Annotated in this window: 13 protein-coding genes and 1 tRNA gene; 11 read left to right on the top strand and 3 right to left on the bottom strand. The window is 58.2% G+C overall.

Annotated elements, in window-relative coordinates; genetic code table 11:
• Nucleotides 1-147: 147 nt before the first annotated feature.
• Nucleotides 148-1,149, top strand: a complete 1,002-nt coding sequence (locus C9990_RS30450; RefSeq protein ID WP_065899545.1) for a sensor domain-containing diguanylate cyclase — start codon at nucleotides 148-150, stop codon at nucleotides 1,147-1,149.
• A gap of 99 nt (nucleotides 1,150-1,248) precedes the next feature.
• On the opposite strand, the gene C9990_RS30455 is transcribed toward C9990_RS30450, so the two are convergent.
• The 3 genes from C9990_RS30455 to gabD all read right to left on the bottom strand — a co-directional run bounded on the left by C9990_RS30455 (nucleotide 1,249) and on the right by gabD (nucleotide 5,497).
• Nucleotides 1,249-2,457, bottom strand: coding sequence for an HDOD domain-containing protein (locus tag C9990_RS30455; RefSeq protein WP_106805472.1), 1,209 nt, complete (start codon nucleotides 2,455-2,457; stop codon nucleotides 1,249-1,251).
• A gap of 138 nt (nucleotides 2,458-2,595) precedes the next feature.
• Entirely contained in the window at nucleotides 2,596-3,873 is a 1,278-nt protein-coding gene (gabT, locus tag C9990_RS30460) for a 4-aminobutyrate--2-oxoglutarate transaminase (RefSeq protein WP_025855478.1), read from the bottom strand.
• Nucleotides 3,874-4,054: 181 nt separating this feature from the next.
• Nucleotides 4,055-5,497 (bottom strand): NADP-dependent succinate-semialdehyde dehydrogenase, encoded by a 1,443-nt coding sequence (gene gabD / locus C9990_RS30465; RefSeq protein ID WP_058426343.1) that lies wholly within the window; start codon nucleotides 5,495-5,497, stop codon nucleotides 4,055-4,057.
• A 371-nt stretch (nucleotides 5,498-5,868) separates the two neighbouring features.
• Between gabD and C9990_RS30470 the strand changes: the two genes are divergently transcribed.
• The 10 genes from C9990_RS30470 to C9990_RS32880 all read left to right on the top strand — a co-directional run bounded on the left by C9990_RS30470 (nucleotide 5,869) and on the right by C9990_RS32880 (nucleotide 14,896).
• Nucleotides 5,869-5,945: transfer RNA gene (locus tag C9990_RS30470), tRNA-Arg, on the top strand.
• A gap of 167 nt (nucleotides 5,946-6,112) precedes the next feature.
• A complete protein-coding gene (locus tag C9990_RS30475; RefSeq protein ID WP_106805473.1) occupies nucleotides 6,113-7,348 on the top strand; it encodes a tyrosine-type recombinase/integrase in 1,236 nt (411 codons plus the stop codon).
• 279 nt (nucleotides 7,349-7,627) lie between these two features.
• A complete protein-coding gene (locus C9990_RS32875) occupies nucleotides 7,628-8,485 on the top strand; it encodes a hypothetical protein (RefSeq protein ID WP_256595146.1) in 858 nt (285 codons plus the stop codon).
• A 100-nt stretch (nucleotides 8,486-8,585) separates the two neighbouring features.
• The gene (locus C9990_RS30485) at nucleotides 8,586-8,867 is read left to right on the top strand and encodes an AlpA family transcriptional regulator (protein ID WP_106805474.1); all 282 of its coding nucleotides are present in this window, start codon (nucleotides 8,586-8,588) and stop codon (nucleotides 8,865-8,867) included.
• Nucleotides 8,864-9,169: a hypothetical protein gene (locus C9990_RS30490; RefSeq protein ID WP_106805475.1), complete on the top strand. Its 306-nt coding sequence runs from the start codon at nucleotides 8,864-8,866 to the stop codon at nucleotides 9,167-9,169. Before C9990_RS30485 ends, C9990_RS30490 begins: the two co-directional genes overlap by 4 nt.
• 530 nt (nucleotides 9,170-9,699) lie before the next feature.
• Complete coding sequence (locus C9990_RS30495) at nucleotides 9,700-9,984, top strand: hypothetical protein (protein ID WP_106805476.1); 285 nt, start codon at nucleotides 9,700-9,702, stop codon at nucleotides 9,982-9,984.
• Nucleotides 9,981-10,253 (top strand): DUF3077 domain-containing protein, encoded by a 273-nt coding sequence (locus tag C9990_RS30500; protein WP_106805477.1) that lies wholly within the window; start codon nucleotides 9,981-9,983, stop codon nucleotides 10,251-10,253. The genes C9990_RS30495 and C9990_RS30500 overlap by 4 nt, the downstream gene beginning before the upstream one ends.
• On the top strand, nucleotides 10,250-13,138 hold the full coding sequence (locus tag C9990_RS30505) for a DUF927 domain-containing protein (RefSeq protein WP_106805478.1): 2,889 nt from the start codon (nucleotides 10,250-10,252) through the stop codon (nucleotides 13,136-13,138). Before C9990_RS30500 ends, C9990_RS30505 begins: the two co-directional genes overlap by 4 nt.
• Before the next feature lie 97 nt (nucleotides 13,139-13,235).
• Complete coding sequence (locus tag C9990_RS30510) at nucleotides 13,236-14,213, top strand: chromosome segregation protein SMC (protein WP_256595147.1); 978 nt, start codon at nucleotides 13,236-13,238, stop codon at nucleotides 14,211-14,213.
• Nucleotides 14,214-14,647: 434 nt separating this feature from the next.
• Nucleotides 14,648-14,896, top strand: coding sequence for a histone-like nucleoid-structuring protein, MvaT/MvaU family (locus C9990_RS32880; protein WP_371920717.1), 249 nt, complete (start codon nucleotides 14,648-14,650; stop codon nucleotides 14,894-14,896).
• The last annotated feature ends 48 nt before the right edge of the window (nucleotides 14,897-14,944 follow it).

A 14,944-nucleotide genomic window follows, 5' to 3' on the forward strand; every position in this document is an offset into this window, starting at 1 on the left:
TGGCGTCATTTCTCGGTCACCGTCAATCGGTCCAGTTGACGGAACTTCACTGCAAATCCCCTCTCTCAATGAACACTTCGCCATCATGGTGGCCCCTTGTAGTGACCGCTGCTCCATCCTGCGGCGCGCCCAGAGAGAGTTGTGCCGATGGTTCACGAAAAGTCCTACTTACACGACGCCCCCACTGCTGAGCATCCTCGCCCAGCAGCGGCGGCGACCCTGCTGGCGCTGATGCATGCCCAGGGTGAAGTCGAGCGGCTGAGTGAGCGCGAGCAGTTGCTGAGTTCGCTGCTGGTCAGCGTCAACGCCGTGCTGTGGGCCATCGATTGGGAAACGCGCCGCGTGCTGTACGTGAGCCCGGCCTACGAACGTATTTTCGGTCGCTCCGCCGGCCTGCTGCTGGCCGACCATCGGGAATGGCGCAACAGTATCCACCCCGAAGACCTCGACTACGCCGAGCACAGCATGGCCCGCGTGCTGGAGCAAGGTGCCGTGGAGGACCGCGAGTACCGCATCATCACCGCGGATGGCCAGATCCGCTGGCTGAGCGACAAGTGCTACATCAACCAGCAGGTCGAGCCCGGCGAACCGGTGATCGTGGTGGGCATGGCCGAGGACATCACTGAAAAGAAGCAGATGGAACTGGAGCTGCATCGCCTCGCCACCACCGACGTGCTGACGCAGAGCAGCAACCGCCGGCACTTCTTCGAGTGCGCCAACCAGGCCTTCGACAGCGCCTGCGCCCAGGGGGCGCCGCTGGCTTTCCTGCTGCTGGACATCGATGATTTCAAGGACGTCAACGATACCTACGGCCACCTGGAAGGCGATCAGGTGCTCAGGCGTATCGCCGAAAGCGGTCGCGGTGTATTGCGCCGTGGCGACTTGTTCGGGCGCATTGGCGGCGAGGAATTCGCCGCCGTACTGCCGGGCTGCGCGCCGGAAATGGCGCTGCAAGTGGCCGAGCGCCTGGGCAGGGAGATTCAGGAGCTGAGTTTCAGCTATGAAGGCCAGGCCTTCAGCGTGACGATCAGCCAGGGCCTGGCCAGCCTCAAAGAAGAAGACTCGACCCTGGACAGCCTGTTCGCCCGCGCCGATGCCGCCATGTACGAGGCCAAGCGGCTGGGCAAGAACCGCGTGATCGCGGGCTAACCCCGATCAACTGTCGGAGCCGGCTTAGCTGGCGATTTCGGTGTGTCAGTTACCACGGCTATCGCCGGCAAGCCGGCTCCTACAGAGGGGGCGCGGACTTCAGGGTTTGCGCACTCGGGTCAGTTCGGACAGGCCAACCTTGAGCAACCGCGCAGTCTTGCTCGCGGCCAGAGCTTCCAGCCCTTCATGCTCGGTCAACCGCGCCATTTGCGCGGCCAGGTTCACCACCAGAGCGTCCCGCGCATACACCCCGCCTTCCAGGGAGTAGATCGCCGCAATCAATTGACGCAGCTCCAGCGGCAAACGCCAGCGCGCGCGCAGCGCCGAGCCATAGGCGGCGCCAAAGGCATACAGCGACTCACCAATCGCTTCGTCATCCAGCGCACCACCGCCCTGTCGCCAGTCCTCCAGGCAGCGCAACAAGGCCAGATCGCCCAGCCGATGCAGGATGCCGGCGGTGTAGCAGCGCTCGTGATCCAGCTCCAGCATGCGCGCCAGGCGCCGGGCGTAGTCGGCAGTGTCCTGCGAGAGATGCCAGTGGCGCTCGGCATAGGCCACCAGCGCCGGGTCCCCCAGCACCACGTTGTGCTTGAGGGCCAACCCCAGGATCAGGTTCATGCTCTGTCCGGCCACCAGCTTGTGCAACGCTGCAGGCAGGGTCTGAACCGGGGTGCCGTGGTGGCCGGCGCTGTTGGCAGCGGCGATCAGCACGGCAGTGATTTGCGGGTCCATGCGCACCTGGTCTTCCAGGCGCTTGAGGTCCAGGCCGTCGGCGCCGAGGCTGTGCTGCACGGCCGCCTTGACGTCGACGCGCAATGGCGCGCCGTCGCAGGCATCACGGCGGCGCTCAAGGAAGACTGGCAAGGTCATGCCGGGCGCAAGCGGCGGAATCTCGCAATACACGCTTTCGCCTTCGTTGAGCAGCAGGTCTTGCAGGCGCTGGGTCAGGCCTTCCATGTTCAAGGGTTTGGTCAGATAGGCGGTGGGCGCCAGCGGCAAGGCTTCGCGCACGCTGGCGCTGTCATTGCGACTGCTCAGCAGAATAAACGGCAAGGCCGGCGTACGGCGCTTCTGGCGCACGCTACGCAACAAGCTCAGGCCATCAATGCCGGGCAGCTCCCAATCCGCCAGGATCAGGTCGTAGGATTTTTCGCGCAGCAGCGTGGCCGCTTGCTGCCCATCGGCACACACGTCCAACCGTGCGTCACAGCGCACAGTCAGTAACACTTGCTTGAGCAGATCCCGTGACCAGGGGTCTGCCTCGGCGATCAACACTCGGGGTACAGCGGGTAAATCAACAGCAGTCATCTGCACGCTCCATCGGCAATCCTTGCACCTTAGACAATGCAGGCACCTACGTACAATGAACAACACCTGAATGTGCCGCAATGGGCACAAAAAAACCCGCCGAGGCGGGTTTTTTCTGTCGATCAGATCAGCTTGTGATTACAACTCGGAGAAGCACTCTTCGATAATCGCCAAGCCTTTGTCCAACTGCTCGTCCGGCGAGGTCAGCGGGACCAGTACGCGCAATACGTTGCCGTAGGTGCCGCAGGACAGCAGGATCAGGCCCTTGTCACGCGCCTTGGCAACCACCGAGGCAACAGCGGCAGCGTTTGGCTTGTGGCTGTCGCCGTCTTCGAACAGCTCGACTGCGATCATCGCGCCCAGGGCACGCACTTCGCCGATCACCGGGTACTTGGCTTGAATGGCTTTGAGGCCAGTCACCAAGCGCTCGCCGACAGCCTTGCAGCGGTCCAGCAGGTGCTCTTCTTCAAACACTTCCATCACGGCCAGGGCCGCGGCGCAAGCGATCGGGCTACCGGCGTAGGTGCCGCCCAGGCCGCCTGGGGCGATGGCGTCCATGTACTCGGCCTTGCCGCACACACCGGCGAGCGGGAAGCCGCCAGCGATGGATTTGGCGAAGGTGGTCAGGTCGGCAGCAACGCCCATCTGTTCCATGGCGAAGAAGGTCCCGGTACGGCCGGCACCGGTTTGCACTTCGTCGGCGATCAGCAGGATGCCGTGCTTGTCGCACAGTTCGCGCAGGCGCTTCATGAAGGCTTTAGGCGCGACGTAGAAACCGCCTTCGCCCTGTACCGGCTCGATGATGATTGCGGCGATATCACGCGGCTCGGCATCGTTCTTGAAGATGCGCTCGATGCTGGCGATGGAGTCGTCGACGCTCACGCCGTGCAGCTCGTTCGGGTACAGCGCGCGGAACACGCCGCCAGGCATCAGGCCCATGCCAGCGGAGTAAGGCACGACTTTACCGGTCAGGCCCAGGGTCATCATGGTGCGACCGTGGTAGGCGCCGGTGAACGCGATCACGCCGGCACGGCCAGTGGCAGCACGGGCGATTTTCACGGCGTTTTCTACGGCTTCGGAACCGGTGGTGACCAGCAGGGTTTTCTTGGCGAAATCACCAGGGACCTTGGCGTTCACTTTTTCGCACAGTTCCACGTAAGGCTCGTAGGCCAGAACCTGGAAGCAGGTGTGGGTCAGCTTGTTCAGCTGCTCGGTCACGGCGGCGATGATTTTCGGGTGCACGTGACCGGTGTTCAGCACGGCGATACCGCCGGCGAAGTCGATGAACTCGCGACCTTCAACGTCGGTCACGGTGGCGTTCTTCGCGGATTCGGCGAAGATCGGGTGAATCTGGCCAACACCGCGCGGTACAGCGGCTTCGCGGCGTTTCATCAAAGAAGCGTTGGTCTTGCTCATAAAGTCCTCATTCGCCACTCATCGGGTGGCGTAGCTCAAGGAATACGTGGCGGGGAGGCAACTACGGCAGCATGCGATGATCGACTGCCACAGCTTTCCCGGCCACTACGAATAACGTTTTGAAACACGCAAAGGGTCAGCGCTCTCGTGCCCTTTGCGTTTGCTGCGATCCCTTCCCGGCTTAGATACCCAGGCAGAGGTATTTGATTTCCAGGTAATCCTCGATCCCGTACTTGGAGCCTTCACGGCCCAGGCCCGACGCCTTGATGCCGCCGAACGGCGCCACTTCGTTGGAGATCAACCCGGTGTTGACGCCGACCATGCCGTATTCCAGGGCTTCAGCCACACGGAACACACGGCCCAGGTCGCGGGCATAGAAGTAGGAAGCCAGGCCGAACTCGGTGTCGTTGGACATCGCGATGACTTCGGCTTCGTCCTTGAAGCGGAACAACGGCGCCAATGGGCCGAAGGTTTCTTCCTTCGCCACAGCGGCGTTTTTCGGCACGTCGACCAGAATGGTCGGCTCGAAGAAGTTGCCTTCCATCACCTTGCCACCGGCCAGCAGCTTGGCGCCTTTGCTCAGGGCATCAGCAATATGCTCCTGAACCTTGGCCACGGCTTTTTCGTCGATCAGCGGGCCGGTAGTGGTGCCATCTTCCAGCCCGTTGCCGATCTTCAACTTGGCCACTGCGACTTTCAGTTTTTCCGCGAACGCGTCGTAGACCGAATCCTGGATGTACAGGCGGTTGGCGCAGACGCACGTTTGGCCGTTGTTGCGGTACTTGGAGATGATCGCGCCTTCGACGGCCTTGTCCAGGTCCGCGTCGTCGAACACGATAAATGGCGCGTTGCCGCCCAGCTCCAGGGAGACTTTCTTGATGTCCTTGGCGCATTCGGCCATCAACTGGCGACCGATTTCAGTCGAGCCGGTGAAGGACAATTTACGCACGATCGGGTTGCTGGTCAGCTCGCCGCCGATGTCGCCGGCGCTGCCGGTGACCACGCTCAACACGCCTTTAGGGATACCGGCACGGTGCGCCAGCTCAACCAGGGCCAGGGCCGAGAACGGGGTTTGCGAAGCTGGCTTGATCACCATGGTGCAACCGGCGGCCAGGGCCGGGCCGGCTTTACGGGTGATCATCGCGGCAGGGAAGTTCCACGGGGTGATCGCAGCGGTCACGCCGATCGGCTGCTTGATCACGATCAGGCGCTTGTCGGGCTGGTGGCCGGGGATCACATCACCGTAGATGCGCTTGGCTTCTTCGGCGAACCACTCGATAAAGGAGGCGGCGTAGACGATTTCGCCCTTGGCTTCAGCCAGCGGCTTGCCTTGCTCGAGGGTCATCAGGCGACCGAGGTCTTCCTGGTTTTCGATCAGCAGTTCGAACCAACGGCGCAGCTTGTTCGCGCGTTCCTTGGCAGTCAGCGCGCGCCAGGCCGGCAGCGCCTTGTCGGCGGCTTCGATGGCGCGGCGGGTTTCAGCGGCGCCCATCTTCGGCACGGTACCGAGGATTTCGCCCGTGGCAGGGTTGTTGACCTTGATGGTCTGACCGTTGTCCGCATCGACCCAAGCGCCATCGATAAAGGCTTGCTGGCGGAACAACTGGGTATCTTTGAGCTGCATGTCGGCTTTCCTTAACAGCACCGCGCGCACGCGGAGCGAATTAGAGTTGTTGAAAGGCGCCTTGTGGGCTGCCGTCAGGGAAATCAGCCCCAGCGCGCGGGATCAGTGAAAGAGCGCACGGGAGACAGAGCGTTTGAAATCTCAAACGAATCCTAGGATCAATGGGGGTACAGGGCAATAGTCTGTTCGAAAAAAAGAACGAAAACCGCGCATTTGCCGAATCTTTCAGATCAGCGTAACCGGGACCGGTTCCGCCACACCGACCGCTGGCGCCCGGCGCAGGGCCGCTTTACGGAAAATTCCCACCTTTAAACGTCCAAAGACCGGCATGGACGCCCAAGGACGACATGGGTATGATGTCGCCCGCACAAGCATCCGTAGCTCAGCTGGATAGAGTACTGCCCTCCGAAGGCAGGGGTCGTGGGTTCGAATCCCGCCGGGTGCACCATATAGCAGTCTCGGACTGTCTCAGACAGTCTACGAAACACCCCAAGAAGCCCGCCCCGTGCGGGCTTTCTTGTTTCTGGCTATCCATCCCTGTCCACCCCTATAACTTCCCGCCGTGTATGCCCACGTGTATGCTTTGAGATTCCTATAACTGGAGGCATACAGGAAGTGAAGCGCTCTGAAATCAAACGCCGCCCCTTAGCAGATACCACGCTTTCGGGCCTGGAGCCTGAGCACGCTACATATCGGGAGCAGGACGGGAATGGCCTGTACTTTCGGGTGAAACCTAACGGGCAAAAATCGTGGGAGCTGCGATACAAAAAGCTAGACGGCAAATGGTCCTGGCTGGGCCTCGGCGGTTACCCGGAAATCAGCGGCTCATTGGCGAGACAGAAAGCAGCTCAACTGCGGGAAGACGCATCGACCGGCAAAAATCCATTGGTGAGCAAGCAAGCTCGGAAGGTTGCAGACCAGATCGCTGCCAACAACACCTTTGAAGCGTTAGGCCGAGAGTGGTTTGAGGCCAGACGCACAAGCTGGGAATCAGGTACGTCTCGACGAGTGCTTGGCGCACTTGAGCTTCACGTGTTCCCCGTCTTCGGCAAACGCGTGTACACAGAAATATTGCCTCTGGAATGGATGGAGTTTCTACGCGGCATGGAGCAGAAGGGGATAATTGAACAAATGGGCCGAGTTCGAGCCTTTTGCAAAGAGATCTATGACCTGGCCCGCGTAACAGGACGAGCAGTCCACAACCCTCTTGAAGGTCTCAGCAAATTCCTGCAATCACGTAGCGCTGAAAACTATGCACACGTTTCGATTGAAGAACTGCCTGCGCTACTTCGAGCGATCAACTCCTACCCTCACGCAAAGGACGTTCGTATTGGGCTTCGCTTGCTTTCCTTATTAGCATCGCGCCCGAGCGAGATCCGCGAAGCACGCTGGTCAGAAATCGACCTCTCCAAAAAGCTATGGACGATCCCAGCCGAGCGAATGAAACGTCGTCGCGAACATGTGGTGCCTCTCTCTCGACAGGCAATTGAAGCACTCACTGAGTTACGAACACTGACAGGTGCGTACCCTCTCCTATTCCCAGGCAGGAAAGACAGGACAATCCCCCGTAGCAATACAGTCTTTCTAATGGCGCTCCGAAGACTGGGATATGCCGGTCGGCAAACAGGCCACGGATTTCGACACATCGCGAGCACCATACTCAATGAGCAGGGTTTCGATGAGAATCACATCGAGGCCCAGCTCTCTCATGCAAAGGAGGGTATCGCCGGGGTCTATAACAAAGCGGTGTACCTACCTCAGCGTAGAGTGATGATGCAGTGGTACGCCGATCACCTTGATGCCCTAGTGAGTGGAAATGTGGTGCAGGGCCAATTTGGAAAGGCAATGTGAGAGCACATACCCACCCCCTCTCTAAAACCGGTGTAACGGGTGTTACTCGTGTAACGAACATCGCCAAAGGCCCGGTTTCATTGGCCTCCACGCCTGTTACACAGTTAAGCGACATAGCGTACACCCGATGTAACGCTGCCCATGGGTGTAACGCAAAAGTCAGCGCTCAGATGCTGCGGGCAGGCGTTTTCGCCCCAGCCTGCCAAGCGACCCTCGCTGGCCCCGCCCTTCAAGCGCAGGGCGTGGGACTTTCGGTTATACGGCGGATGAGACCTGGCGATGACTGATCACCAAGTCATATTGCGATCGGCACTAGGCAGCGGCCTGCTCAAATCTCTCTCAGCACAACCGCTCTATGATCTCTGCCGTGGACAGGTCGCTGACGCCTGCCACCTGATCGACCAGTGCTGGCTGCGCATTCATCGCGACGATATCAATAAAGATCTCGCTGGCATGAAAGATCTCGGAAGTATGTGCATTCAGACGATGATCCATGAGGAGAGCATTTTTCAGTATGCCTCCACCGACACCACGGCACGCCTGGCGCATTGGGTACGAATGTACAGCGGTTATTACTCAGTGTCGGAACGCGACGCTCATGCGGGCTACATCATGGCTTGTGCCGTAAAAGCGCTGGAGACATTAGCCAGTTGGATGCAAACAGCCGATCAAGAGGCCTGGTCTCATGTCTCTGAACCTCCTAATGACTGGCCCAAGGATCTGTATTGCCAATTCGTAGAGATGCAGGTCGACCCGGACAAGCACATCGAAGTGCTCGATCAGTACACCCTCTACCTGGAACCGATCACGTCCCTACCCTGCCTAAACAACGATGAACTGAGATCCATCGCCGTGAGAGCGATTGATAGCGTGGCCCGCAAAAAGGGCGGCATCATCAGCGGAATGGAGCGTAACGATGAGATTAGCGTTCGAGACGCTGCGATAGTTAAACAGGGACATCACTACCGCGCAGCGGGGATGCCCAAACGTAACGTGGCAACGAAGGTACATGCCTGGCTACAGCGTGAAGTCGCAAAACCTTCAAAACAACGGCCTGAGTGGATTGCGCTCGAGACTGAAAAGGCCTTATCTCGCAAAAGAGTTGATGCCATCCTCAAACGCCATTTCGTGCTCTAAGCCAGAAATTTCAATCGGATTTCAATTGGAAGTGAACTGCTCACCGCTGACCCGCACCTAGATCATTGCTCTCAGTCCTAACCAGTCGAGAGCAAGACCTATGAAAGCCCCTATCACCGAAATTCCCCGCTTTAACTCAACCACACTAAGCCCAATCTTTGACGCTTCGTCGACATTGATCCGTATGCCCGAGGTCGAGCGGATCGTGGGCATGAAGCGTTCCACCATCTACAAACTCATGCAGCGCACCGATAGCGGCTTTCCCCTGCCCGTCAAATTGAGCAACAGCAACGCACGCGGTGCGCCCGTAGGTTGGGTTTTATCTGAAATCCAAACATGGGCACGAAGCCGCATAGATGCTCGCGACCAGGTGGCAGCATGAAAAGTCGTGTTGCCAATAGGGCCATCTTGCAGCCCTTTTCTGTACTCAGAAAAGTCGGGTTCTCATCACGCGGTATGCAGCGTTTTGAACGTTACCGCACGGAGCAAAAACGCCTTAACCGGGACGTCATGGTGATGCGATGGAGAGATGGAATCTGGTGCGCATTGTCAGTTCCCTGCCAAGCCCCCCAAGCAATCATCGTCGACGAAGGCCAACAAATCGACGCCTACGAGGATGCGCGCGCCTGCCTCGAAGGCGATCTGTTGCCCTTTGTTTCCCTTCGCTGGGACATCCATGCCTGAAACGAAAACGCCCCCGGCGGCAACCGGAGGCGTTGAGGTAAATCTACATGCCTGATCAATTTATGCCGCATCGAAAAAATCCGCAAGCGATCCGCACAGTTGCACTTTCAAATAACGGGCGTTACTCTCTGACCGTCGTTGCAAATTCAACGACCGGGTTTAGCGGCCCGAGCACATACAGGCGCACAAGCGCTTCCGACTCGATTGCATGCGCTTTTTTTGTGCCTGCGACTCTCGTTTATGGTGGCTGTGCGTGGGAGACCTTCGGGTCTGCCGGGGTCCTGTATGCCCGGCCCGCTAACCCGCGCACAGCTGCCACCCTAATTCGTTTAGCGGCGAACCGTGGCAGCTCCTCACATACAGGAGCTTCACCTGATGCACGCCCTCAATCCGTCCAAAATTCGCGCCGCCGCTCATCGAGCTATGGCTCTCGCCGCTTTACACGCCAACTCCAGCCTCGCTACACGCCTTTCCCGTTACAACGCCCATATGTCCAAGGCTCGCGCCCTGGAAGCCGCAGGGGGTGCCCAATGAGCATGCTCCCGGGCTTTTCACTACCCGAGGATCTCCTCTGTGTCAGCCAGGACGCCGAAGCCGGTATTCCCATTGATGCCATCACCTGCGCCCTCGAACGTGCCGACTCAGTTCTGATGCTGCTGGAAGATCATTTAGACGGCGACAAACCCGTACTCTCCAACCGCGTGCTGTCATCCGTCATTTGGGACGTGCGCGGCACCTTGGGTCTGATCAAAACACTCGCCTTGTACGGTGACGCCTCCTCTGTGCCAATGGGCCAGAAAGGCGGTGCCCTGTGAACTCTGCCACTACTATGGGGCGTACCGAGTTTTCGAGTGCCAACGACACCCACCAGAAATTATTTCGGGTGAATGCAGGCGTGCCTCTTGAGGATGCGCTTGAAGCAATTCCACTGTTTCAACACTACGCCAATCAACTGACTCTCGATGCCGCCATGAGTGACGAAGGCGAGCGTTTCAGTTGGCCGGCGTTCTACCTGGGCGAGATGGCTAAAGCGTTGATTGATGACGTGAACGATGCACTGTGTGTAGCGAGTACCGCGCCATGACCCAGCGCATCGGCGACACCTCAAAACGTCCCAGCTTTGCCGACGTAAAAAGCGCTGCCTTGAAGAACATCGAACGCGTCCTTACTCACTGGCTGCCAAACGGCAAACGCATCGACGGCGGAAAGGAATACACCGCACCGAACCCCACACGCACGGACAAACGTGCAGGCTCACTCAAGGTCAATTTGAGCAAAGGCACCTGGGCGGATTTTGCCACCGGCGATAAGGGCGGCGACCTGATCGACCTGGTGCGCTACATCGACGGCGGCACCGACGTTGATGCCTGCAAAAAACTGGCGGATCTGCTCAGTGTTTCCGCAGGATCTGCAACCACCAAAGGCGCACCGGCCAAGCCCGCAGCGCCGGAGTGGATTTCGATACAGCCGATCCCCGCCGAGGCCATGAATAAGTGCCCTGCCAAGCACCGGCAACACGGAGCTCCGTCCAAGGTATGGATCTATCGCGATGCGCAGGGCCAACCGGTCATGGCGCTGTATCGCTTCGACTTGGGCCCCGATGAAGACGGCAAACCACGAAAGGTCTTTGCGCCGTTGACCTGGTGCAAGCGCTCCGATGGACAAACCACACAATGGCGCTGGCAAGGCTTGCCGGAACCTAGGCCATTGCTGCGCCTGGATGAGCTGGTACAGCGTGCCCATGCGCCTGTGGTGCTGTGTGAAGGCGAGAAGGCTGCTGATGCCGCCGCTGAACTGATGCCCGACCATGTAGCCACGTGCTGGCCGAACGGCTCCAACTCTTGGCACAAGGCCGACCTGACGCCACTCAAAGGGCGCACGGTGGTGCTATGGCCGGATAACGATGCCAGCGGCAAGACCTGCATGGACTCCATCGAGCTTAAGCTGATTGAGCTGGGCGCCGCTTCGGTACAACGAATTGCGCTCGACGTGTTCAAGCTCAAGCCCAGCAGCAAAGGCGGAAAGCCCACGCTCATCAAGGGTGGAAAATGGGCAGACGGCGATGATGCAGCGGATGCGCTAGCCAAAGGCTGGACCGCTGGGCACGTAGCCGAGCTGGTGCGCAACGGCGAGTTTTTCGGCGGTGCCGCTGAGCAAACTGCCCCCAAAGAACAGGCGACCAAGGCGCCCGTCAAACGCCCCGCAAAATCAAAAAATGATCTGTTGCCGGGCGGCTTTCGCCTGACGCCTGAAGGGGTGTTTTATTCCGGTGATGATGGTGAGGCGCGCCCCGTGTGTTCGCCTCTGGAAATCATCGCTCGCACTCGCGACGACAAGGGCCACAACTGGGGCTTGTTGGTTGAGTTCGATGACCCGGACGGCGCCAAAAAACGTTGGAACATTCCGGCCCGGACCATGACCGGCGACTTCGGCAAAGACGTACTCGGCCCGCTGGTAGACATGGGCCTGCGCCTTGCCGGAAGCCGATCAGGGCGCAATGCACGCAATGACCTGCAGAGTTACCTCGGCGGCTTCGACAGCGCCCAGCGAGCACGTTTGGTAACGCGCCTGGGGTGGCACAACAACGCCTTCCTTCTGCCCGAACAACAGATCGGCTCGCACGCCGAACACCTGCATTTTTATGAGGCCGGTGCGCAGTTGCCACCGATCAGCGAGGCGGGCTCTCTTGAGCAATGGCAGCAGCAAATCGGCGCCCTGTGCGTTGGTAACCACCGCTTGGCGTTCGTCGCCTCTGTGGCCTTTGCAGGCCCGCTGCTGAACCTGCTGGGGCATGAGTCAGGCGGCTTCCACCTGTATGGCGACAGCTCCGGGGGCAAGACCACTCACCTGCAAGTCGCTGCGTCGGTTTATGGCGGGCCACGTCTGGTGCGTTCGTGGCGTTCTACAGATAACGCCCTGGAGTCCATCGCCGCCGCTCACTCAGACGGCCTCCTGGTGCTAGATGAAATTGGCATGTGTGACCCACGCATTATTGGCGAGACGGTTTACATGCTCGGCAATGGCACCGGTAAAGCCCGGGCGAATGATCGAGGACAAGCGGGCCGACAGGTACAGGAGTGGCGCTTGCTGTTTCTCTCGACCGGAGAAAAGACATTGGCGCAGCACATGGCGGATGCCAACAAGGAGCTGAAAGCAGGCATGGAGGTGCGCATGCTTGCGGTGCCAGCGGATGCCAGCAAGGGCCTCGGCATGTTCGATGTGCTGAACGGTTTCGAAGACGCAGCCGCCCTATCCGATGCGCTCAAGGCCCGTGTAGCCAAATACTACGGCACACCCCTCACCGCCTTCCTGCACGCACTGTGTGCTCCTGGGGAAATGCTCAGATGGACGGTGATCGTTCGCCGCACGGTGGAACAGTTCATCACCCAAAACCTGCCCGCCTCGGCCAGTGGTCAGGCCCAGCGTGCCGCCCTTCGCTTTGGCCTCGCAGCAGCGGCCGGAGAGTTGGCTACCGCCTTTGGCGTCACCGGTTGGCCTGATGGTACGGCCACGACGGCTGCACGGGTTTGCCTGCATGCATGGCTAGCCGAGCGTGGCGGCGCCGGTAATTTCGAGGGCGATGCGATTGTGGCGCGACTGAGACAGGTCATCGAACGCTTTGGAGAAAGTCGCTTTACCCGCTGGGAATCTACCGCGGCCAAGATCGATGAACACGGCCCACGCACGATTGATCGGCTGGGCTTTCGCAAGACGATGGAACACGGCATGGGCGATGCCCTGCACACCACCAACACTTACTACGTACTGCCAGAAGCATGGCGCTCGGAGATCTTCCGAGGCATGAACATCAATGCAGTGAACAAGGAGCTGCTGCAGCGAGGTGTGCTGGAACCGGGAAGCGATGGTAAGGCGTCAAGTCTGGTGCGGTTGCCGGGTCTTGGTCCACAACGCTGTTACATCGTGCGGACGATTTCGGGAGCAGATGAGAACGAGGCTCGGGCTGTCTAGAGGCATCTCGGCAGATCGAGGTCGCGCTGGCTTAATCCCGGCCTTGCCAGCCATCAGCATACCCAAAACCAAAACCTAATTTTAAGGAACATGACAGATGAACGAATTTCAAGCATCCACAGAGCAACGTGAACTACTAACCAATGAGCTAGGAGGCCTTGAAGCTGCAGAGCGCGTACAACATGTCTCGGACGACAGTGAAGCCACCGAACATTGCAAAAAGAAACAGCTGCTGGTCGAGATCGAAAAACTGAAAGTCGATAGGGCAAAATATCTGAGTGAAATTGAACAGATGTATATCGAGATCGCTCCGCTGGAGGTGCTCCTGAAGGATGAGGAGACGCTGGATGCTGATCGGCTTAACGAAATTCGCAAACAGTACAACACCTTGAAAATCCCTTACGACTCTTTAAAGCATCAGGCCAGCATTGCTACTAATCGAATTACCCGACGTGAAAATCTCGTTAATCATGAGAAATTAATGACGGGCTACACCGAATCGATGGAGAACTGGAAATCCGACGAGCAGGAGCTCAACGAAAAACGGAATAGCCTCAGTACTCGCTTGGAGCAAATCCAGAAGCAAGCGACTGAGGACATGGCAAAAGCCCGACAGGCCGAAAGAGATGCAGCAACCGCCTATGCTCAAGCCGTGGCGTGGGGCGACACCGAGGGCGAAAAAAACGCCAATGCTGAAGCGCAAAAGGCTGCGAAAAACCTCGCGACGGCCATCGAACACAATCGTCGCCAGCACCTCATCACTGCCGCGCTGGAGCAGGAGCTGGTCATCGTCGACGAGCACATTGCCGAGGCGCAAAGGGAACACCTTGCCATCCAGAGAACGGCCCTATTGCTGGCCGAAAAGGTATTGGAAGAGCAGTGGAACGAAAAAGCTCAGGCACTGATGGATTTGGGCGGCAAACTGTGGGCTGTTCAGCGTTTCCTGGGTGGCGACCAGATCAGCCTGAGAAGACTGGTGCTGCCTAAAGAGGGTGAAGGCTTCGACACGTGGGGTAGTCGTGAACTCGCTGACCGCTCATACAAACTCACCATAAAAGACATCCTCTCGCTGTAACACTCTGAGCCACCTGAAACAGCCTGCGCACGCGGGCTGTTTATAACTCCATCGGGACGACGACCATGATCAATCAAATCTATAGCAGCGCGAGCTTGAGCGACACCTTGAAAGTGCGGAAGGAGCACTTGACCGCATTGCTGAAAATTGTCGACACCAAAACCGGAAAGACCACAACGGTTCAGGCACTGACCATCAATCCGATAAGTAATGAAATGAGCTACGTAGAAAGTAAGTTGAGAGGCCGGTCATAATGGTGAGCTTGTCAGCTTTGATATTATTCAGATGGATATCGTCAAAGCACATATCGCTGGAAACCAATGTCAAAACTTACCAAATACCGTCAGCTGAAAACCACTTGCCCGAGCAGCTACAGGCGTTGGAAGTACTGAAAAGTGACGGCATGCTGCAAAAAAATGGAGTTTTAGAACAAGCTGCATGCGCTGCTGGATCAATATGGTTTTAGCCTCAAACACATCATCATTGTGATTGACCCACAGAGCCGATCAAGCTGCCAAGCACCTTTACAAGCGGCCAACACTCGCAGGCCACGCCAGCTAAAAACTTACAAAAATCCACACACCGCTGAAGTTTTTGAAACCAAAGCCGTCAATCACAAAATGTTGACGAAATGGAAAACCAAGCACGACATCGACAAAGTTGAAAGCTTACTCATAAAGTAGCCAAAAAATGCATCGATGGCTATAAAAGGCCATTTTCTAAAAAAGCTC

The sequence above is a fragment of the Pseudomonas sp. S5D5 genome (assembly GCF_003013355.1).
Taxonomy (GTDB): domain Bacteria; phylum Pseudomonadota; class Gammaproteobacteria; order Pseudomonadales; family Pseudomonadaceae; genus Aquipseudomonas; species Aquipseudomonas aylmerensis.